Below are 22,069 nucleotides of genomic sequence, written 5' to 3' on the forward strand. Positions count from 1 at the left end.
TGTTCGGGTGGACCCGTTCGCGCAGGCAGTTTGAGTGTGAATAGGCCTGCTGCCGCACGGCACCGCCTCGCACCGGGTCAACCGCACCGAACCTGAGCTCGGTCGCTGCCCCGTCCTCGCCGAGATCGATGACCTGATAGCAGAAGCAGCAAGTGGGGTTCGGGTTCAACGATGCCCTCTCATGTCGCCGAGACAACAGCGTCGGCCGCGCTGTCCTGCAGACCCTACGTCGAACAGGACGCCGATAACGGGACAGCCCCTAGGGCTCGCCGACTGCCGCAGTTCGTGCCCCCCCTCGACCCAGCGACCTGAGTCGGAGATTCTTGGGCGCCCGGCTTCCGAAACGCTTCTGCAGAGGCGCGCGGGCGTCCCGCCGGTCATGCGAGGGAGAACCGCTCCCGCTCCCTGCACAGGGCATGAAGGACGCGTGAAGGCGGCGCCCGACCTGACGGACTCCACGGATGCGGACCCGTTCCGACGCCGCCGTTCGCGTCAACATCAGGCTGATTCCATTCGAAAACCGTCGTCTGGCAAGGGTGTTGCAGGGTGCTCTTCACATGGGCGCATTACTCTTCGTTGACTCGCCCTTGAGCTTGCTTTGGTGAATTCCGACGATGGTGTGACCGGAGGGAGGAGCTTTCTCGGTGCCGTCCGTCCGCACGTCCGTGGCCCTGCGCGCGACCCTCCTTCTCGTCCTCGCCCTCGTCTGCGGCACCTGCGTCCTGCCCACCCCCGCCGGGCCCGTGCCCCAGCTCCAGCAGTCCCGCCTCCTGGCAGTCGCGCCGGCCGCGGCGTACGAGTCCGCGCACGCCGGGGGCGGCGAGGCCGACGCCCCTGGGGGCTCCGCCCTCCACCGCGACCGGCGGCGGGCCGTCACCGCGCCCGCAGGCCCTTCCGGCCCGCCGTCGCTCGTCACCCGCACCGCCCCGCTGACGGACCCGCCGGCCGGCCGCACCGGCGGCCCGGACACCCGGCCGAGACCGCTCGCCGCCCACGGCTCCCCCGCCCTCCAGGTGTTCCTCTGCTGACAGACGGCATCACCCTGCGCCGACCTGTCAGCCCGACGCGCCCCCCGGCGCGCCAGGAGGAACATTCATGCAGCCCGTCATCGACAACGCCCGCCGATTGGGACAGCCCCCTGAGGAGTTCGCCCCACACGCCGCGGCCCAGCCCCCGTCCGTCACCGACGCCGTCCACGGTCAACTGCTCCGCCTGCGCGGCTGGTACTACGAGGTGCACACCGGCGCCGTCCTGGAGTACCGCTCCGGGGCCGACGCCTTCGAGGCGCTGTGAGGAGGGGCGTCCGGATGCCGCGCTCCTTCCCCTTCCTGCGGCAGGACTTCGCCGCCTCGCTCGTCGTCTTCCTCGTTGCGCTCCCGCTCTGCCTCGGCGTCGCCGTCGCCTCGGGCGTCCCCGCCGAACTGGGCCTCATCACCGGCATCGTCGGCGGTGTCGTCACCGGCCTGATGCGGGGCAGCAGCCTTCAGGTCTCCGGGCCGGCCGCCGGCCTCACCGTGCTCGTCCTGGAGGCGGTCCGAACCTTCGGCCTCGCCGCGCTCGGAGTCATCGTGCTGGCGGCCGGAGCACTGCAGATCGCCATGGGCCTCCTCCGCTGGGGCCGCTGGTTCCGTGCGATCTCCCTCTCCGTCGTCGAGGGCATGCTCGCGGGCATCGGCCTGGTCATCATCGCCGGGCAGCTCTACGCCGCGGCGGGGTTTCCCGCCCCGGACTCCGGTCTCGACAAGCTCACCGGCCTGCCGGGCGCCCTGGTCGGCGCCCTGGGCAGCCGCACGGCCCTCGTGTCGCTCGCCGTCGGCGCCGGTACCGTCCTCCTCATCGTCGGCTGGCGGCGGACGCCGCGCAGGGTCCGGGCGGTGCCCGGCGCCCTGGTGGCAGTTCTTCTGGCCGCCCTCGCGACCGCCGTGTTCGGCCTTCAGGTGGAGACCGTGCGTGTGAGCGGCGTGCTGGAGGCCGTCCGCCTGCCGGGCGCCGAAGCCCTCTCGTCCCTCGCCGACCCGGCCCTGCTCGGCACTATCCTCGCGTTCGCGCTGATCGCCTCCGCCGAGTCGCTGTTCAGTGCGGCGGCGGTCGACCGGCTCCACTCGGGACCGCGCACCGACTATGACAGGGAACTCGTGGCACAGGGCGCGGGCAACGCCCTGTGCGGACTGCTCGGCGCCCTGCCGCTCACCGCGGTCATCGTGCGCAGCTCGGCCAATGTCGAGGCCGGCGCCCGGACGAAGGCGTCCCGGGTCCTCCACGGTGTCTGGCTGCTGCTCTTCGTGGCCCTTCTGCCCGCCGTACTCGCGTACATCCCGCTGGCCGCGCTGGCCGGGATCCTCGTGCACGCCGGCTGGAAGCTCATCCCGTTCAAGGGTGTCCTGACGCTCTGGCGCCGTCACCGGGGTGAGGCGCTCGTCCTCGTGGCGACGGCGACGGCGATCATCGTGGTCGGCATGTTCGAGGGTGTGCTGATCGGGCTCGTCCTGTCGGTCGCGAAGGCTGCCTGGGATGCCTCGCACCTGCGGATCGAGCACAGCGACGACGGACGCGGCGCGGTCCGTGTACGGCTCCAGGGGACGGTCACCTTCCTGCGGCTGCCCCAGATACTCGACAGCCTGGAAGCCCTGCCCAGCGACCGACGGGTGGTCCTGGACCTCTCCGGGGTCCACCACCTCGACCACGCCTGCCGGGCGGCGCTGGAGACGTGGGCCGAACGGCACAGCGGCGCCGATGCCGAGGCCGTCCGCGCCGACACGTCCCCGGACCGTCACGAGGGCGCCGCCGCGGGCTCGGTGAGCACGCCGCGCTGAAACCGGAAGGCCTACGGGGGGACGACGCGCGTTGCGTCGCCCCCCGTTCACGGTGGGTCATGCGAGAGGTCCCAGCAACGGCGTTCGACGTACCAGCCGCCGGTCGAACTCCACCATCCCCTGCCTGACTCCGGAATGCTCCAACAGCCGGGGGAACCGGCCGCCCTGTTGGAGGCACTGAGCGGTGCGCCTTGGCTGTACTGGCCTGTTGGCGATATCCGGTGGCGAACCGGGCCGCCGCCGTGCCAGGCTCATCCCACCGAAGGGGCGTAGCTCAGCCCGGCCAGAGCAACGGACTCCAAACCCGTACGCCGCAGGTTCGAATCCTGCCGCCCCTGCGCGAACAGCGAAGCGGCCAGGTGCTTGTCGGGCTTGGCCGCTCGCTCATGAGCCGGCGGGCTGCATGGATGAACCGTGTCTACGACGATGCGCGATCGCGAGCAGCGGCCGCAGCCGCTGGATCACCCGGCAGACCGTCGCGGTCGAGACGCCGAACAGCGGCGCGAGCTGCCGCATGGTGAGGTCGGTGCGGTAGTAGACGGCCACCAGCAGCACCCGGCCGGCCCGTGCCAGGCACCACGGCCGGCCGGGGCCCGGCCCATCGCCGCCCCGCTCTCGGACCACCACCCCGTCCTGATCGTCGACTGCTCCGGTGCGGTGACGGGCCCGCGTCTATTGGGCGTGTCGGTCGGACCAGGAGGCTGTCACCCAAAGGATTGTGGCGGCCGCAGGACCGGCCTCGAAGACAAACTCCGACCGCCGAAGCGAAATGGGACGTGGTGTGGCCAGAAGACGAACGGCGCGACGGGGTCTCGGCGCAGCGGGTGTGGCGGTAGCCCTCATCTGGGGCTGCGCCGCCGCTGGGATCGCCCGGCCCTCCGAAGGGACACCGGGTGGCTTCGAGCGGGAGGCCGAGCAGGCAGCAGCGGAGTTCGGTGTGCCGAAGGAAGTGCTTCTCGGCGTCAGCTACGAGTCCTCCTGGTGGGAGGGCAACCATGGCCGCCCGAGCACCAAGGGCGGCTACGGCCCGATGCACCTGACAGACACGACGTCCGGGAAGACGTACGCCCACCGCCCGGGCGAAGGGCCGGTGGATGCCACGGGCACCGACGACCCTTCCGAGCACACCTTGCAGGCTGCCGCCGCAATGATCGGCATCGCACCCCAGACACTCAAGAGCGACGAACTGCAGAACCTCCGAGGGGGCGCCGCTCTCCTCGCCTCGTACCAACGGCAGATCACCCGTGAGATCTCGCCGGATCCAGGCAGCTGGTACGGGGCTGTGGCACGGTACAGTCAGGCCGCCGACACCGCGACGGCCGGACAGTTCGCCGATGGCGTGTTCACGGTGATCCGCACCGGTCAACAGCGGGTGCGCGAGGACGGCCAGACGGTGTCGCTGTCGAAGACGCCGGACGTCCGTCCGTCGAAGTCACAACTCGCCTCCCTGAGGTTGCGGACGCTTCCCGCAGCGGCGGTGCCGGAGTGCCCCGGCGAGCTGAACTGCCGGTTCGTTCCCGCTGCTGCCTCGAACTACCAGGTGGCTACACGGAACTCCCATGGCATCGACGTCGACTTCATCGTCATCCATGACATCGAAGGGCCCTACGATGCGGGAATCAGCTGGTTTCAGGACCCGTCCAGCGGGGTTTCCGCGCATTACGTGATGAAGGCCGACGGCAGTGAGGCAACCCAGATGGTTGCCACCAAGGACATTGCTTTCCACGCCGGGAACTACTGGGTCAATCTGCACGGCGTCGGTATCGAACTGGAGGGGTACGCCGCCCAGGGTCCCACCTGGTTCACCCCGGCCCAGTACAAGGCGACTGCCGCGCTGGTGGTCTACCTCGCGCGGCGCTTCGACGTCCCACTGGACCGCAAGCACATCATCGGACACGACAACGTCCTCCCACCGAGGCCGGCCCGCGCGCCGGACGCACACTGGGACCCCGGCCCCTACTGGGACTGGGAGAAGTTCATGGCTCTGCTCAATGCCGATGCCCCCCAGAAGCGCGGGGCGGAGGGAGGAGCCGGAGGGGAGAGCATCGGGATCGGACAGGCGGTCATGATCGCCCCGGAATACGGCAAGAACCCGCAGACAGTTACGGTGTGCGATCCGAACTGCCGTACCCAGACCCAGCCTTCGAACTTCCTCTACGTCCGCGCGGCGCCCGGCGACGACGCCCCGCTCGTATCCGATCGCGCCCTCCATCCGGACGGAGCGGCGGGAACCAACCGCATCGACGACTGGGGAGCCACCGCGATGTGGGGGCAGGAGTTCGTCGTCGCCGACGTGCGAGGGGACTGGACGGCCATCTGGTTCAGTGGGCAGAAGGGATGGATCCACAACCCGGCAGGCATCCACACCCGCCCCGCCCCGAACGCGCGGATCGTCCGTCCCGCGAGTGGGGCAGAGTCTGCCTCCGTCTACACAACGGCCTACCCTCGCGTCGACGAGTACCCCCAGGGAGTGGCTGCGTCGGAACAGACGCGGTTCGACATGTACGCGTTCCCCCAGGGGCAGGCGTACGTGGCCGCTCGCACACCGGTAGGCGCCGACGACTTCTTCCCTGCCACACCCACGCGCCCGGAGGTCGTGGTCACTGGTGACCAGAAGTACGACGTGATCCAGTACAACCGCCGCCTGGCTACCGTGAACCATGCGGAAACGCGCCGCTGACACCCGGGCAGGGCGGGTGAACATGGCGCGCTCGGCGCATGCGAGCGGATCTTGCCGGGGGCGCGGGGCCGGCGGCTGGGTGGTGTGGTTCATGCCGCCAAGGAGAGGCTGTTCGGCTGTGGATACGGCCCGGCTGAGCTCCACCCTTGGGTAACGGCGCCCTGGTCGTCGCGGGTGTCGGGCCGCTACGTTCCCCTGGACCTGATGATGGAGGGGAGGGCCAAGGGATGGGCGAGCGGGGTGCGTCACGGGGGCTTCGGGTGTTGATGTGGTTGGTGGCGCCGCCCCGGGTCACCGTCCGGATCGGCCTCAGGGTTGACGCCGTTCGGCAGTCGCCGCCGTCCCTGACCCAATGCAGTCGGGCCTTTTGGACTGATCACCGCAAACGTTCATCCTGAGCTCTGCTCCACCTGGGGCGGTCGGTGGGCCGGCCGTACTGCGTCCCATCACGGGGGAGCGGGCCAGGGCGTGTCTTTCCGATCACCGGAAGGCGGGTTCAGACAAGAAAGGGAAGTGTCCCGCACTGCCACTGGCCAAGCCAGAAGGCCACGGCGGACGGCGCGCCATGCCCCTCCGTGGACCCGCCGTGGAGCAGGTACTCGGTCGGGGCGATGTAGCCCTCGCCGGGGGCGAGGGCTCCAGCGGATCAACTGTTCAGTGGCGGCATGCGTCCGGTAGTCGTTGGTGTGGGGGTAGCGGTACGCGAAGTCGCACGACGTGGCGGTCCGGGGCCTGCTGGTCGTGGACGGCTACCAAGCCTGGTGGGGCTCGGCCGGAAATCCAGATCGGCTGGACGGGTGACCGGATCGCCTCGTACCAGGTCTGCGACTGGACACTGCCACTACCCGCCGACGCCCTGCTCGGCCGCGGCCGCGTCGGCGACGGTCACATCGCCTTCCGTACTCTGACCGACCAGGTCACCGAGCCAGCTGCAGCGGCTGGATTGATGTCGAGATCCTCAACGAACGGATCTCGAGCACGCCCGGCGAGGAGACGCTGACCATTCTCGCCCACGTGGTCGCCCCGCGAAGTCGCCCACCACGCTCGCAGGCGAACTCGTAAAGATCCTGAGCCGGCGTCTCGTTCACGATCAGCGTGAAGCGCGTTCCCTCGGGGAGCGCGACGACCGGTACATCTACGTACCGCCCCAGCGGCAGAAGTGGGCCAACGTGCAGTGGGGCCTGAACGCGGACTCCATCGTCCTGTCGTCCGGGAAGAACCCCGAGATCGAGAAGGAGGAGGCGCCCGGCATCGTCATCACCCGGGACGTGGACTCGGACCCGATCCGCATCTGGACCAAGGTCAATGCCAGCGCCATGCCCGTCATGCACGACCCGCGGGCCCACCTCGTGGCGAAGGTGCTGTGATGAAGCGCCGCCTGCACGCCGCCGTACACCTGACGCACCCGGAGACCCACGAACCGGTGGTCCTCCTGCCGGGCGACGAACCCGAGGACGTGGTCGCGGCGCTGATCACGACCCCGACGCCTGGGAGGACGGCCCCGAGCCGGGCGGTGATCTCACGCCATCGTCGAGCTGTTTGCGTAATTCGTACAGGGCGTCAGGGGTTGCGGCTCGGACGAAACGGTCCAGCAGGCGGTCGGTGTGGGCGTCGTCACCGGCGCGCACGGCATCGATGATGCTTGCTATGACGTCGCACACGAGAGGCAGCAGCGGATCAGCCGGTGTATCCCCGCAGGCACCTGGCTCAGGGGTGTTCATCCTTGCTCCCGCGCATGGGACCACTGCTCTTGGTTGTGTTCGCGCATGCCCCGGAGTCCCTCATCTCTTCGCCGGTCCGGCGCGGCGCTGACGCCGGATCTGTCGGGTCGGTCGCTGCTCGTGCGCGTCGGGCGCTGGAGGCGCGGCTCCCTGGCTGCACGGCTCTCACGGGCCTGACAGACTCTGTCGTGGCACGCTGCTCTTCTGATGACGTCCTGTTGAAGCAATGGGGCTTCTGCGGCGGGTAGGCACTGGACGCACGGGGCATGGGGATTCGGCGTGAGCGTGAATTCATCGGGTATGGGTACTGCCGATGACGGGGGTGATCTGCAGATCGATCTGCTCGGGTCGGTCCGGGCCCGTCGCGGTGGCGCGTCGCTGGTGCTGGGCCCGGTGCGACGGCAGGCGGTGCTCGCCGCTCTGGTCCTGCGCTCGCCCGACTCTGTGACCTACCAGCAGCTCCTGGACGACGTCTGGGGGGCCGCTCCTCCGGGCACGGGACACCGAGTCTTGCCGAGCTATGTCTACGCGCTGCGCAAGACTCTGGACGAGCCGGGCACTGACGGGGGTCGGTCAGTGATCCGTGGGCAGCGCGGCGGCTATCGCCTCGTGCCCAGCGGGGTCCGGACCGACACTGCCGTGCTCGCCAGGGAGGCTGGGAGCGCCCAGCGGGCGAAGGCCGCCGGCGACCTGGATGCCGCACTCGATCACGGCAGCAGGGCCCTCGGTCTGTTCCGTGGGGAGCCTCTGACCGGTCTGCCAGGTCCGCTCGCTGTTGCCGAACGGCAACGGCTGGTCCGGCAACGGCGCACGCTACTGCAGGACCGGGCAGAGTGTCTGGTGTGGCTCGGCGACTACCCGGCTGCCTTGGACACTCTCCTGTCGGCGCCCCTCTCACAGCCGCACGATGAGCCGCTCGCCGCCCTGCGGATGCGTGCCTTGTACGGCAGCGACCGCCAGGCCGAGGCGCTCTCGGTCTACTCCGAGACGCGCCGCCGGCTCATCGACGAGCTGGGCGTGGAACCCGGCGAGGAGCTGCGCCGCGTACACCAGGCCGTCCTGCGCCGGGACGATCTACCGTTGCTCGGCCGAACCGTCCGCCCGCGCCCAGCCGCAGCCTTCGCGCCCGAGCGAACCGGGCCCGAGGACCCTTCGCCCGGGCGCTCGGCATCCGGTGGCCGAGACGGCCTCCCCAGCGGAACCGACCAGCTTCACGATCCCGCCGGGTCCGATCGCACTGACCTCCCCGACCGGTCCCGTCCTTGGCGCCGTCGCAACGAACTTCCCGGCGACATCGCCTGCCTGGTCGGGCGCGAAAAGGAGCTCGCCCTCCTCACCACCCCCGTGTCGCCGGACGCAGTCTCCGTGATGGCGGTCGACGGTACAGCAGGCGTAGGCAAGACCGCCTTGGTGGTGCGTGCCGCCTGGACACTGGTCGACGCCCACCCCGACGGGTGTCTCTTCGTCGACCTGCATGCGCACGGCGCCGCCCACGAGGACGTCACCCCGCAGCGGGCCCTGCGCCGGATGCTCCGTGCGGCTCGCGGCGAGGACGATGCACTCACGGATCTTGCGAACGGGCCTCACGGACCCAACGACGCCGGAGATGCCACAGACAACCTGGCAGATCTCGTCACAGCATGGCGCGCCGCCACCAGTGGCCTGCGGCTGCTGCTGGTCGTGGACAACGCGCGCAGTGCCGAGCAGGTGCGTCCGCTGCTGCCGGCCGGACCGGGCAGCCGGGTCATCGTCGTGGGCCGCCAGCGTCTGCCCGGCCTCGACGCCGACCTGCGGCTCACGGTGGAGCCGCTGGGTACGGGCGCTGCCGTCGGACTGCTCCGCGAGCTCGTCGGGGAGTCCCGGGCCGACGACGAGCCTGATGCGGCGCGTGACCTTGCCCGGCGGTGTGGCGGCCTGCCCCTGGCCCTGCGGATCGCCAGTGCCCGGCTGCAAAGCCGCCCGTCCTGGACCCTGGCCTTTCTCGTCGGCCGGATGTCCGACGACGCGCACGGCCTCGCGGAGCTGCGGGCCGAGGATCGCAGCGTGGAGGCCGCCTTCCGGGTCTCGTACGACCAGCTCGGCCCGGAACTGCGGCGTGGCTTCCGCGCGTTGGGCACGAACCCCACCGCCCGCTTCGACCGGCTCACGCTCGCCGCCATGCTGGGCGGCTCTCGCGAGGAGGCCGAGGGTGTCCTGGAGGATCTGGTCGACGCCAGCCTGTTGCAGCAGCCGCATCCTGGCCGATACCGGCTGCACGATCTCGTCAAGGCGCATGCGCGGCGCGTGGCCGGTGAGGCCCCCGGAGAGGCCGCCGCAGACCGCGACGCCGTTTTGCGCCTTTACACCGCGGCGGGCCGCATGGCCAGCGACTGGGGGCCCGGCGGCTTCCCCGCACTCACCACCGGTTCGGCCGACCCCAGTTCGACCGCCGCCTCGCCCTTCGCCGGATGGCGGGAGGCCTCGGCGTGGCTGAGCTCGATGGGTGGCGAGCTCGTCGACGTCGTGGCCTTCGCAGCCGCCGGCGGCCACGCCGACCACGCGTGTCTGCTGGCAGAAGCCCTCGTCGACCACCTGGCCGGACAAGGTCACCACCACGAATGCCGTACTGCCCTGGAACTCGCCCTGGCGTGCGCGGACGCGGCCGCTGATCGACGGATGCCCGCGGCGCTGCTCAACTGCATGGGCCTCCTCGACGTCTACCAGGGACGATTCCGGCAGGCAGGAACATCGTTCGCCGAAGCCCTGCAATACGGCCGCGCGCGGGGCGACCTGCGAGAAGAGGCACGCGCAATCGCCGGGACAGCCATCGTGCTGGGGCAGCTGGGAAACATCGAGGAGGCGCTTTCGGGCCTGGACAGGGCGGTAGAGCTGGCGGCCGGCCTCGCCGACGACTGGCTGACCGGGGTGTCCCACTGCAACATCGGCTCCATCCATCACCGGCAAGGGCGGCACGAACAGGCGCTCTGGCACTACAACACCGCCCTGGCACTCGCCGAGAAGAACGGCCGCCCCAGGACGATCAGCAGCACCCTGTGCTTCGTGGCCGAGATCGAGCTGGCGCTCGGCCGGTACGAGGTGGCCACGAACATGCTGAGGCGGGCCGCCGGGCTGGCCGGTGAGGTCGAGGACCTGCCACTGCTCGCGGCGACCCTGTCACGGCTTGCCACCGCGGAGCACACCCGAGGCGACCTGCGCTCGGCCGTCGATCTCCACCACAAGGCACTGTCGACGCTCACCCCACACACGAGCACATGGCTGGAGATGGGGGTCCGCATCCGGCTCGGCAGCACCTACGCGGCAACGGGCCGTCACACCGACGCACAGCAGGAGTTCCAGGCTGCCCTTTCCCTGCCCGGAGCCGACGACCACACCCGCGAATACGAGATGGCACGAGACGGACTGGAAGCCACAGGCATGCGTCCGGCGACCCCGCCGGCCAGGGCGCAAAGGGAGGCCGGGTAAGAAGCGTCCTCGTGCGCAGGTCAACGAGGGCCGAGATGACGGTCGTGAAGAACTCTTGGATCAGCGCGAGACGGGCCCGCGCGGGTAGATCCCAGTGCCGCGTCTGGTGGCCGAGGCATGCCGTCGAGGGAGTGACCACGGGTTTCATGCTCCCTGCAGCACGATTTCAGCGCCGGAGCATGGGAGTGCCCCAGAGTGAAGCCCGAGTGCGGAGTTGTGGACCCACCACATCACCGTGGCGACGATGGGATTCCCGGGATTAGGGACAACATGACCGGATCAGGCACGGCTGCATGGCTCGGCGCGAAGCAGGCCACTTATGTGGCCAGACGCCCCCCGTGGACGGGGTACGTACTGGGGGGCATCATCCTCCTCGGCGGAGGCACACCGCTGCTGATCACGATGGCCGTCGCATTCGGCGCTTCGATACCGTTGTTGACCTTCTCACTCATGTACGTGGTGTTCGGATGGGCACTGATCGACAAGATCAAGCTGGCCCGGCGCGGCAAGAACGCGCGGCTCGACCTCTTCCAGCACGGCGCGGTAGTGACCACCCACGACGGCGACGCCCACACCTTCAGCTGGGACTCCGTCCAGGTCCACCAGGACGTACTCCACTCCCGGAAGAACGGCGTCACCGAATCCAGCCACGTATACACGCTGATCGGTGAGGACGGCGTGGCCCTCACCATCGGCGACACCCGCAGGACGTCGACCTCACGCTACGCGGGCATCGTCACCCACGTACAGGGAGCGGAGTTCACCGATCCCAAACAATGGGGACCGGCCATCGTGCAGGCGGTCAGCGAAACCCAACTGCGCCGCGCCCTGGAAGACGTGGCGCACGGGCAGGACCTCATCTTCAACACGATCAGGCTGAGTCTGAACGGGATGGAATACAAAGGGCAGACCCTACCGTGGACCCGCATACGCGAAATGCGGCCCGTCAACGGCCGCCTCCACGTCAAGGAGGACCGCCGACGGCTCCTCGCGATGGACGTCCCGGTGTCATCGATACCGAACTTCCCGGTGTTCTACACCGTCGCCACAAGACTGCACGAAGCCACACGACAGCCCTAAAGCCTCGCCTGGGAAAGTGCATTCACGACGATTACCGATGGCAGGCAGATGGGCGTCGTCGACCAGGCCCTGAGCAACTCCCCGGCGAAGCCAACGATATTGTCCACGGCAGGTGTCGGGTGAACGCAGATGATCCCCGACGACCAGCACGAAATGAAGGGGCGAGCGAAGAAGGACGGAAATAGTGTATTTCGGCGGCACGCATCGGCTCAGGGCGATGGCAACGTCCGTTGATCGTGTGTCGATGCAGGTCAGGGGTGTGGCATTGCCGATCTGGTTGATGGCGAAGAGGATGGCCATGCCGCTCTCGTGGTCCACCGGGCTGGTGTCCTCAGGGCCGGTCCGATCGTGATCAGGCTCTCAGGAATAGGTCGGCGTCCCACCTCTCTCGTGTATCCGAGCATGGTTGAAATTCCGTGTGTGATCACACAGATATCTGGGAGAATCGCGTAGTCATGGTGGAGCCTCTGGCCTCTTCGGATCCTCGGCGCATCGGCCCGTACCAGTTCGAAGGGCGACTCGGCGCGGGGGGAATGGGGCAGGTCTTTCTCGGAACATCGGCAGCCGGACGCAGGGTCGCAGTGAAAGTCATCCGGCCGGAGCTCGCGGCCACCCCTCAGTTCCGCGCTCGATTCGCCCGCGAGGTCGAGGCGGCACGGCGGGTGGGCGGATTCCACACCGCCCAGATCGTGGACGCCGATCCTGAGGCCGCATCGCCCTGGCTGGCCGCCGAGTACATCCCGGGCCCCACGCTCCAGCAGGTCATCGCCTCAGATGGCCCTCTCCCTCCAGATGCCGTGCTCCGCCTTGGCGCCGGAATCGCTGAGGGCTTGACCGCGGTCCACAACTGCGGTCTTGTGCACCGGGACTTGAAGCCCGGCAACGTCATAATCGCCGCCGACGGCCCGCGCATCATCGACTTCGGGATCGCGCATGCCCCCGACGCCGCTCCGATGACGCACACGGGCACCATTATCGGCACCTACGCGTACATGTCGCCAGAGCAGATCCGTGCCCCCGCCCAGGTGACCCCCGCCAGTGACGTCTTCTCACTGGGCTCGGTGCTCGCCTTTGCTGCTACCGGCCGGGGCCCGTTCGACGCGTCGACCGTCCTGGCGATCATCCACCGGGTCACGAGCGAGGCACCCGTACTCACCGGCATCGCTGTGGGCAGCGCGCTGCACGCCCTGGTCTGCCACTGCCTCGCCAAGGACCCCACCGGGCGCCCGCCGACCTCCGAGGTCCTGCGCCGGTTGGCTGTCACAGCCCCCGCCGCGCCTCCTGTGCCGGCCATGCCCCCGGCGATACCCCCGCTTCCGGCGACAACTCCCGTCGACGGCCGTCCGATCCGGCGCCGCTCCGTGCTGTTCGGCGGGCTGGCCGCCGCGACGGCCGTGGTCGCCGTGCCCACCGCATTCGTGCTGTGGCCGAAGGACGCACCACCCGCCGAGCCGAAGGGCAAGCCGAAGGCGAGCAAGAGCCCCGAGCGGGACATCACCAGGCCCGTCGGCGAACTCAAGGGCCACGAAGGGAACATCGAGAGCATGGCGCTCAGCCGGGATGGAAGGTTCCTCGCCACGGGCGGCTACGACACGACGCTGAAGCTGTGGGACCTCACCGCGCGCCGCGAGAAGACAACCTTCGAAGGCCACACCAATGCCGTCTGGGCGGTGGCCTTCAGCCCCGACGGCACCACCCTGTACTCCGGCGCCCTCATGGAGCTGCTCGCCTGGGACGCGAACAGCGGGGCCGCGAAGAAGAAGCTAGCTGCCTATAAGAGTGAGGACGACTTCGTCCACTGCCTGGCCGTGAGTCCGGACGGCAAGACCCTCGCCGTCGGCGTCGGCGGCCGGATCGAGCTGATGGACCCGAGCACGGGCCGGGTCCGCGAGACGCTTGACGGGAAGGCGGGGAGCATCGCCTTCAGCCCGGACGGCAAGACCTTCGCCGGCGTCGCCGCCGCAGCCAACGAGAGCGGCATCCGATTGTGGAACACCGCGAACGGCCGCTTGCTGAAGACCCTGCGCGACGGTGAGGACGAGAACTACTCCGAGGTGTCGTTCAGCACCGACGGTAAGACTCTCATCGCGAACGGCCCCGGCGTCCTGCTGTGGGACGTCGTCTCCGGAAGACTCACCAGGAAGCTCACCGACCAGCACGGGCACCTGGACAGCGCGGCATACCGGCCCGCCGACGCCGGGACTTCAGGCAAGGCGATCGTCGTGGGGGGCGGCCGCTTCGTAGAGACCGAGAAGACCGACACCGTCGGCCGCACGGTCAGCGTCTGGGACGTGGACAGCGGGAATCTCGCCACCACCTTGGTCGTGGGCGATCCGAAGACCCCGATGCGGGCCTACATCGGCCACCTTGCCTTCACCCCGGACGGCAAGACTCTGGCGGGTGTGTGCACCCCGGCGGCCGGCGAGGACGGGATCGAGCCGTCGATCCAGCTGTGGAAGCTGCCGTGAGCGGCAGCACCGGAGAGACCACTCAAGCCACCGCCTCCCTCTGCCCCCCTCTGATCTTCCTCGCACCGGACGGAACACATGGACGCACTCAGGCCCGACGATCCGCAGTGGGTCGGCCCCTACCGCTTGGACGGACGGCTCGGGGAGGGAGGTATGGGATCGGTCTTTCTCGGCACGTCGCCGGGTGGCCGGAAGGTCGCGGTCAAGCTGATCAAGCAAGAGCTCTCGGCGACCCCGCAGTTCCGGGAGCGGTTCGCCCGCGAGGTGGAAGCGGCGCGGCGGGTGGGCGGCTTCCACACCGCGCAGGTGGTCGACGCCGATCCCGGGGCCGCGTCCCCGTGGCTGGTCACGGCGTTCATCCCGGGACCGACGCTGTATGAAGTCGTCGCCAAGGGCGGACCGCTGGATGCCACTGCCGTGCGGCGGCTCGGTGCGGGGCTCGCTGAAGGGCTCGGCGCGATCCACAAGTGCGGCCTTGTGCACCGGGACTTGAAACCGGGCAACGTGATCATCGCCGACGACGGGCCGCGCGTCATCGACTTCGGTATCGCCCGCGCCGTGGACGCCAGCTCGCTCACCGCGACGGGCACCGTCATCGGAACCTACTCGTACATGTCGCCGGAGCAGATCCGCGCCGACCGGGCGGGAACGGCGAGCGATGTGTTCTCGCTCGGCTCGGTACTCGCGTTCGCCGCAACAGGGCGCGGGCCGTTCGACGCGCCCACGCTGATCGAAATCGTCCAGCGCATCCTGGACGAGGCGCCCGCGCTCGACGGCATCGACGACGGTGCGCTGCGGGAGCTGCTCGCCGCGTGCCTGGCCAAGGCCGCCGAGGCGCGGCCGGCCGTCGATGAGCTGCCCGGGCTTTTCGCAACGCGTGCAGCCGCAGGCGGGGGTTGGGCTGTGGGGCCGCGGCCGGTTGGAGCCGGCCCGGTAGACCCTCGTATCCCCATGCCTCTAGCGGATGCGCCCACGGCTGCCGTGCCCCCACAGGTGACCCAGTCACCGACCGTCACCGCAGCCCCCCGTACTCCGCCACCGGAGTTCGGGCCGGTGAGCACCACCAAGGATGCGGGCGACAGGACCCGCCCGGGCGGGCTGTCGCGGCGTGCGCTCCTGTTCGCCGGGCTCGGCACGGCGGCAGCCGCCGCGACGGTCGGGGTGCCGATTCTTCTGCGCAACGACGACAAGGCAGGCGGCTCCTCCGACGCCGGTGACAAGCCCGCCCCCCTGCCGGGCACTTCGAAGCCGGACGAAACCCAAGAGGTCATTCCCCTCAAGGGCCTCGAAGGCGGGCGGACGCTCGCCTTCAGCAAGGATGGCCAGCAGCTGTACGGCGCCGACCAGAGCACCATCTGGCGCTGGAATCCGAGCACCGGGGCAGGCGACCCGGTCCACATCGGCGCCCAAAGGTACCGGCAGGAAGTGGTGTTCAGTCGGGATCTCAGCTTCCTGGTCAGAGCGGAGGAGGGCAGGGTCCGCATCTGGGACACGACCACCGGCAAGATTGTGCACACGTTCACGCTGTCCACCGAGAGCGGCACGAGCCAGGAGGGCTGGCCCACGGGCCTGGCGATCAGCACGGACGGTAAGAGGCTGGCCGCGAGCACCGGGGAGAGCCTGCATCTCTGGGAGCTGCCGTCCGGCAAGCACACGAGCCTCTCCACGAACGAACCCGGCGGCCCCGTGGCGTTCCGCGGCGACGGTGAGATGCTGGTCAGCGGTGGGAACTCCCTGGAGACCCTGACCCCCGCGGGCAAGGTCACCGGCACGGTCAAGGGCAGCAGCAACGCCAAGGTCGCCGTGTTCAGCCCGGACGGGAGCCTCCTCGCCTACGGGAACAACGGCGGCCGTATCGTGCTGTGGAACACCGAATCCCGCTCGGAGGTCATCCGGCTCAAGGACTGGGCCACAGCCCTCGCGTTCCATCCGGAGGGACGCCTCCTGGTCAGCGGCGCCGGCACGACCGTCAACGTATGGGACACGGTCGCGGGGAAAGAAGTCGGCAGCTACGAGTGCCCCAACCAGGTCGAGGCGGTGGCCGTCAGCCCGGACGGCAAGACCGTGGCGATCGGCCTCAGCATGGCGATCACCCCTGAAGCCAAGACCTCGGTCCTGCTCTGGCAGATGCCCTGACGTAGCCGGGAATCGGACTCAGAAGTAGAGGAGCACTGCGACGTAGTAGGTGTCGTCCTCGACAACCGCTGGCGGCATGTAGTCGTTGACTGACGCATAGTCAACGAAATCAGTGGGGATGGCCAGTGTCTGACCGGCGAGGCAGTAGATCGAATCCTCCCAGACCCACACGCCGTCGGAGCTCAAGGACGAGCCGCCGGGAATCCGGTGGTCGTGTTCCCGAACAGGTGCGACCCGGCTCCATCACAAGCCCCTCCCCTTCCACCACCCCGACCAGTCCATCGGTGAGCTCGCATGCTCGTCCATGACCATCATGCCGTTGACCGGGCCCAGGATCTGACGATTCTTCCTACGCACAGGTGCTCAGCGGCGGTGCTCTGCAGAGCACCGCCGCCCACGCCCGCTACGGCGGCGGGGGGCGCACCACGGGCGAGAGATCAACTGCATACGTCGGGTGATCCAGCGGGTCATCGACAACGTCGGCACGCCCACCCAAGCCGAACGCGTCAAGGTCAGGGAGCGAAGGAGAGCATGCGGGGCTCGTGCCGGGCGTCGTCGCCGGTCAGGCCGGCGGGCGCGATCACCAGCCGGTCACCCACGTAGGCGTTCTCGCCGACGACCCCCATCCCGAACTCGAGCCTCGAGGTGGAGGCGGGGAGCCGCAGCACGTCCTTGATCGTGTCCACGCCGCCGGGACCGACCCGGAAGACCCGCCCGGGCTTGGCACTCGTGCCCACCTGGTAGACGACCCCCGTCCTGCCCGGGCCGACGCGAAGGGGGTAGTAGCCGTACGAGGTCCCCTCGTCCTTCACGCCCCAGACCAGTTTCCCAGTGCCGAGGTCGTAGGCGCCGACGCGGTCGGTGCCGCCCAGGAGCACGAGGCCCCCGCCGACAACGGCCTCCCGGCACGACTGGGCGTTGGCTCTGGTATCCACGGAGTCGCCGCAGTGCTTGAACCCCTTCGCCCGGGGGTCGATGGTCCTGCGGACCTTGCCGTCAGGTCCGAGGGCGACGACCCGCCAGTCCTCGGCGTGGCTCTCCCGATGCGCGGTGGTGATCACGGCCGGTGCGACGGAGAGCACCTGGCCGACTCTGCGGCCCGGCTCCGTCCGGTAGCGCCAGCGGACCTTGCCCGAGGCAGGGTCGATCTCCCGGACCTGGTCGTACGCCTTCTCCAGTGAGGTGATCGCGCAGTCGGCGAGTACCAGGAGTCGGGTGCCGCCGGCCACCCTGCCGGGGTAGCACTTCCCGGGGTTCTCCATGGGGATGTCGTACAGCTTCTTCCCGTCGGCGACGCTGTACCCCGCGGCCTTCATGCTCTGGACGATCGCGACGGTGCCACCGCTGATCGCGCTGTCCACGATGATCGTGTTGTCCCCCGCGCCGGTCTCGGTCAGCTTCTTGTGCCAGCCCGCCTTTCCGGTGCGCAGGTCGATCATCTGGAGCTGGTTGCACCGGGTCCCGGTCCAGGCCTCGACGTTCTGCAGGACGATGACGACCTTGCCGTCGGGGGTCGCGTTGACCGGGGTCTCGCAGACGGGGGTCGGGAGGTCAACGTTCCACAGCTGAGCGCCGTCGCTGAGCCGGTGGGCGACGACCCTCTCGTAGACGGCCTGGACGACGGTGTCTCCGACGATCCAGAGGTCCTCGGTCGGAATGTTCCGGCGGGGCAGGTCGGTGCGGTCGTCGACGATCCAGGCGCTCGCCTCGCCGGCCATGCGGCGCTGCGCGATCTCCGCGGTGGTGGGGATGCGGGTGGGCGACGGGGTGGGGCGGGCACTCGTCTTCGGCGGCGCCGTGGCCGACGGGGCGCCGCTCGCCGAACCGGCACCGTCCTGCCCGGCGCTGTTCGATCCCGCACGGTCCGGTCCCGAGCGCTCGCCGACGGCATACAAGCCGCCGGCGAGCAGCAGCAGGGCGAGGGCCACGGCGACCACCGGCCACCGCCGACGGCGCGGGCGGGGCGGCGGCGGGCCGTAGCCCTCGGGCGCGTACGGATTGTCCGGCACAGGCCAAGCCGGCGGGCGATGCCTGTACCAGGGCTCGTGTGACTGCGACATCCGGTTCCCCCTACGACGATGCGAGCGGCCGCGTTACTTCCAGACGGCGATCGGGTGGCCCTTGCCGGAGTCAGGCAGCCACTCGACTTGGGTCGGACCCGTCCCGCCCTCATCGGTGAGGTAGACGCCGCACGATTCGTAACTCTCGCCCTTCGGGGCGCTGTCGAAATCCTTCTTGTCTGTGTCATCGACGGTGCACGCCTTGAACTCTGGTGCCGCCTCCATGGTGACGTTGCCGTCCGCGTCAATGGTTGAGGAAGGGAATCCGGGCCCGATGCTCAGATACGTGAGTCGCCCCTCATCGCCCACAACGTCGAGGTCGGGCCACTTGGCAGCCCCGTCTGCAGCCTTGGTGACGCGGTAGTGGACGTAGTACGGCGTCCGGCTGGCATACCGATCGGGGTTCTGCAGTTCCGACAGGTCGTCGGCACTACCCTGCTCCACCCTCAGGACGGTCACTTCGAGATCTTCGCTGGTGGCCTTCCCGCCATACGGGAGCTCCTGTTCGGAGGCGCAGGAGGTGAGGACGATAGCGGCAAGGGCGATCAGGGCAGTGTGCTTCGATCGGATCTTCAAGGTGTTCCCTGTGGGTGAGGTCCGGCCCGGCACTTTGCATGCGCCGGGTCCCAGCGAAGCCTTGCAACACAGCCCCGGTACTACGTCGCCAACTCTGCCCTGAGCCACTGCAAGGCCAGTGAAATCCCAATGAATCCAGTTGCACAGCCCGGCGCGGCACCTTCCCCCTCAGCAGTGATGCCGATCTCGAATCGACTCTGACCGGAGCGTGAATCCCCGAGCTGCACCGGCGGACGCTGGAGGAGCTGACACAGGCCCGCGCCTCGATCACATCGATGGAGAAGATGATGCGCTCCATCGAGTCGCGGCACACGCAGGACCGTACGGCCGGGAGCGGGAACTCCCGGCCGTGCCCATGGAGAACACAACTCATGGTCAAGTACGCCAACGCGCTCCGGCTCGGCGCGGCGGTGGCCGAGCAGGTCCTGCGGCGCTTCACCCGCGGAGGCCCCCAGGTGGTCGAGAACTGGAACCCGGCGAACACCGTGCTCCACTACGGCAAGGACGGCGCCCTGACTGGCCCGGACAAGGAGCACGCCGAGACCTCGATGCTCGCCCTGCGCCTGCTCCAGTCCGCGCTCGTCCACGTCAACACCCTGCTGGTGCGGCAGGTCCTGGCCGAGCCGGAGCGGGCGAAGAAAGCTCAGCGACGAGGACCGGCGCGGCCTGACCGCGCTGTTCTGGTCCAACGTCAACCCGTACGGCACCTTCCGCCTGGACATGGGCAAGCGCCTGGACCTGGGGCCCGCTGCTGCCGTGCCCCGGCCCCGCACACCGGCGGACACCGCCGACCGATCAGCGGCCATGACCCAGATGCGCCAGAAGCCCGCTACGGGATGATCTTGGTGCCTCGGCGGCTCGCTAGGACTCGGTGTCTGGCGTGAGGATGCGGGCCGGAAGGACGTTTGGAGTAGTGATCTGCGCGACGTAGCCGGGATCTGCTTCGCGTCGTTGGAGCGGTGAGAGCACCAGGAGCAGCCGCTCCTGGTCTGCACCGACTGCGAGGACCTACCCGATGCGCCTATCCGGCCGCGCTCCGCACAAGGCGGACACTGGGACCGATGCCGCCGACATTCGTCCGACAGCACGACGGTTGGCTGAACGAGCGGCCTCGCTGGCCGTTCGGGATCTGCTGTCCCGCCAACATGCGGAGGGCTGGTGGAAGGGCGACCTGGAGTGCAGTGTGACGAGTGACGCCGAAGACCTGCTGCTCCGGCAGTTCCTCGGGATCCTGGATGAGAAGACCACTCAAGCCGCCTGCCTCTTCATTCGCGGTGAGCAACGAGAGGACGGCACCTGGTCCACCTTCCATGGGGGGCCGGGTGATCTCTCCACCACCATCGAGGCGTATGTAGCCCTGCGGCTTGCCGGAGATGCTCCCGGCGAGCCGCACATGGCCAAAGCGGCCGCGTGGATTCGCGCGCAAGGCGGCCTCGCTGCCGGCCGGGTCTTCACCCGTATCTGGCTCGCGCTGTTCGGCTGGTGGAAGTGGGAGGACCTGCCGACGCTCCCACCCGAAATGATCTTCATGCCTCGGTGGTTCCCGTTCAATATCTACCGCTTCGCTTGCTGGGCCAGGCAGGCCATCGTGCCGCTCACCGTCGTCTCCGCGAAGCGCCCCGTACAGCCCGCACCGTTCGGCCTTGACGAGCTGCATTCCGAGGCGGGCGTGCCTGGCCCCACCAGAGAGCGTCCTCCCGCGAGAGGGTGGGAAGGCTTCTTCCTGCGCCTGGACAGGGTGCTGCACGCATATCACAAGGTGGCACCGCGTCGGCTGCGTGAAGCCGCCATGAACAGGGCGGAACGATGGATTGTCGAGCGGCAGGAGGACGACGGCTGTTGGGGCGGTATCCAGGTGGATGCCACATACTCGTTGGTGGCCCTGTGCCTGCTCGGCTATGAGCTGGACCATCCGGTCGTGCGCGCGGGCCTGGCATCGCTGGACGCCTTTGCCGTCTGGCGCGAAGACGGCTCCCGCATGATCGAAGTCAGTCAGTCGCCGGTGTGGGACACGAGTCTGGCTGTCAGCGCTCTCGCCGACACGGGCGTGCGCCCCGACCACCCGGCCCTGGTCAAAGCCGCTGATTGGATGCTCGGAAAACAGCACCGTGAGCCCGGAGACTGGGCCGTCCGCAGGCCCGGCCTCGAACCGGGCGGCTGGGCCTTTCAGTTCCACAATGACAACAACCCGGACCTCGACGACACCGCCGAAGTCATCCTCGCTCTGCGACGCGTCGAGCACCCCGACCCGGTACGGGTCGACGCGGCGATCGGGCGTGGCGTGCGCTGGAGCCTGGGCATGCAGTCCAAGAACGGTGGCTGGGGCGCCTTCGACGCCGACAACACCAGCTCAATCGTCCGTCGGCTGCCGTTCTGCGACTTCGGTGAGGTCACCGACCCCCCGTCCGCCGACGTCACCGCCCACATTGTGGAAATGCTCGCCCTCACAGGCCACTTCGCTGACCCGCGCACCCGGCGCGGTGTCGAATGGCTCCTGACCGAGCAGGAGGCGTCCGGCGCCTGGTTCGGACGCTGGGGGGTCAACTACGTCTACGGAACAGGCTCGGTGGTCCCCGCGCTGATGGCTGCGGGGCTGCCCACAGCGCACCCCGCAATCCGGCGCGCCGTTACCTGGCTGTCGTCCTCGCAGAACGACGACGGGGGCTGGGGTGAAGACCCGCGCGCCTACCGGGACGAACGGTGGGCCGGGCGTGGCACATCCACCGCTTCGCAGACTGCGTGGGCGCTGCTTGCCCTGCTGGCGGCCGGCGAGCGGCAGAGCGAGAGCGTCGAGCAGGGAATCGGTTGGCTCGCCCAGACGCAGCGCGAAGACGGCACGTGGGACGAGCCATACTTTACGGGCACCGGTTTCCCCTGGGACTGCTCGATGAAATACCACCTCTACCGCCAGGTCTTTCCTCTCATGGCGCTCGGCCGCTACCTGCACAAGAGCGGGCTGGGGCACCCCTTTGACGCGACCGTGGGCCTCCCGTCGGCACGGCAGGGGTGATCGACGCTGGGGAGAGATCAGACGACGCGACCTCGTGCCCGTTGGCGCCGGCCGCGTATGCGG

12 protein-coding genes, 1 tRNA gene and 3 pseudogenes are annotated in these 22,069 nt (G+C 69.1%); 13 read left to right on the top strand and 3 right to left on the bottom strand.

The genetic code is table 11. The annotated features are described in order from the left end of the window. Positions 1-644 precede the first annotated feature (644 nt). The 5 genes and pseudogenes from ACFVZW_RS25335 to ACFVZW_RS25355 all read left to right on the top strand — a co-directional run bounded on the left by ACFVZW_RS25335 (position 645) and on the right by ACFVZW_RS25355 (position 3,151). Positions 645-1,028: a hypothetical protein gene (locus ACFVZW_RS25335; protein WP_384525388.1), complete on the top strand. Its 384-nt coding sequence runs from the start codon at positions 645-647 to the stop codon at positions 1,026-1,028. Between the two features lie 178 nt (positions 1,029-1,206). Next, positions 1,207-1,293: pseudogene (locus ACFVZW_RS25340) on the top strand (carbonic anhydrase); the annotation flags it as partial. A 14-nt stretch (positions 1,294-1,307) separates the two neighbouring features. Continuing rightward, positions 1,308-2,813, top strand: a complete 1,506-nt coding sequence (locus tag ACFVZW_RS25345; protein WP_384525391.1) for a SulP family inorganic anion transporter — start codon at positions 1,308-1,310, stop codon at positions 2,811-2,813. Positions 2,814-2,903: 90 nt separating this feature from the next. After that, positions 2,904-2,990 (top strand): annotated as a pseudogene (locus ACFVZW_RS25350) (phosphodiesterase); the annotation flags it as partial. Positions 2,991-3,076: 86 nt separating this feature from the next. Next, positions 3,077-3,151: transfer RNA gene (locus tag ACFVZW_RS25355), tRNA-Trp, on the top strand. A 79-nt stretch (positions 3,152-3,230) separates the two neighbouring features. On the opposite strand, the pseudogene ACFVZW_RS25360 reads toward ACFVZW_RS25355, so the two are convergent. Then, positions 3,231-3,437: pseudogene (locus ACFVZW_RS25360) on the bottom strand (transposase family protein); the annotation flags it as partial. A 202-nt stretch (positions 3,438-3,639) separates the two neighbouring features. Here ACFVZW_RS25360 and ACFVZW_RS25365 point away from each other — a divergent pair. The 6 genes from ACFVZW_RS25365 (at position 3,640) to ACFVZW_RS25390 (ending at position 16,360) form a co-directional block, all read left to right on the top strand. After that, positions 3,640-5,493: an N-acetylmuramoyl-L-alanine amidase gene (locus tag ACFVZW_RS25365; RefSeq protein WP_384525394.1), complete on the top strand. Its 1,854-nt coding sequence runs from the start codon at positions 3,640-3,642 to the stop codon at positions 5,491-5,493. 1,169 nt (positions 5,494-6,662) lie between these two features. After that, positions 6,663-6,860, top strand: a complete 198-nt coding sequence (locus ACFVZW_RS25370) for a hypothetical protein (RefSeq protein ID WP_384525397.1) — start codon at positions 6,663-6,665, stop codon at positions 6,858-6,860. A 633-nt stretch (positions 6,861-7,493) separates the two neighbouring features. After that, positions 7,494-10,676 carry a BTAD domain-containing putative transcriptional regulator gene (locus ACFVZW_RS25375; protein WP_384525400.1) on the top strand — a complete coding sequence of 1,061 codons (3,183 nt, stop codon included), beginning with the start codon at positions 7,494-7,496 and terminating at the stop codon, positions 10,674-10,676. A 270-nt stretch (positions 10,677-10,946) separates the two neighbouring features. Beyond that, a complete protein-coding gene (locus ACFVZW_RS25380) occupies positions 10,947-11,756 on the top strand; it encodes a DUF6585 family protein (protein WP_384525403.1) in 810 nt (269 codons plus the stop codon). A 455-nt stretch (positions 11,757-12,211) separates the two neighbouring features. Further along, on the top strand, positions 12,212-14,224 hold the full coding sequence (locus tag ACFVZW_RS25385; RefSeq protein ID WP_384525406.1) for a WD40 repeat domain-containing serine/threonine protein kinase: 2,013 nt from the start codon (positions 12,212-12,214) through the stop codon (positions 14,222-14,224). Between the two features lie 78 nt (positions 14,225-14,302). Next, entirely contained in the window at positions 14,303-16,360 is a 2,058-nt protein-coding gene (locus tag ACFVZW_RS25390; protein WP_384525408.1) for a protein kinase, read from the top strand. A 512-nt stretch (positions 16,361-16,872) separates the two neighbouring features. Here the strand turns inward: ACFVZW_RS25390 and ACFVZW_RS25395 are convergent. Together ACFVZW_RS25395 and ACFVZW_RS25400 are read right to left on the bottom strand one after the other, a co-directional pair. Beyond that, positions 16,873-18,369, bottom strand: a complete 1,497-nt coding sequence (locus ACFVZW_RS25395; protein ID WP_384525411.1) for a PQQ-binding-like beta-propeller repeat protein — start codon at positions 18,367-18,369, stop codon at positions 16,873-16,875. Positions 18,370-18,453: 84 nt separating this feature from the next. Further along, positions 18,454-18,996: a hypothetical protein gene (locus tag ACFVZW_RS25400; protein WP_384525413.1), complete on the bottom strand. Its 543-nt coding sequence runs from the start codon at positions 18,994-18,996 to the stop codon at positions 18,454-18,456. 371 nt (positions 18,997-19,367) lie between these two features. On the opposite strand from ACFVZW_RS25400, the gene ACFVZW_RS25405 reads away from it, so the two are divergent. After that, positions 19,368-19,880, top strand: coding sequence for a Tn3 family transposase (locus ACFVZW_RS25405; RefSeq protein ID WP_384525416.1), 513 nt, complete (start codon positions 19,368-19,370; stop codon positions 19,878-19,880). A 131-nt stretch (positions 19,881-20,011) separates the two neighbouring features. Then, positions 20,012-22,006 (top strand): squalene--hopene cyclase, encoded by a 1,995-nt coding sequence (shc, locus tag ACFVZW_RS25410; protein WP_384525419.1) that lies wholly within the window; start codon positions 20,012-20,014, stop codon positions 22,004-22,006. Positions 22,007-22,069: the final 63 nt, after the last annotated feature.

The sequence above is a fragment of the Streptomyces sp. NPDC059567 genome (genome assembly GCF_042735655.1).
Lineage (GTDB): Bacteria > Actinomycetota > Actinomycetes > Streptomycetales > Streptomycetaceae > Streptomyces.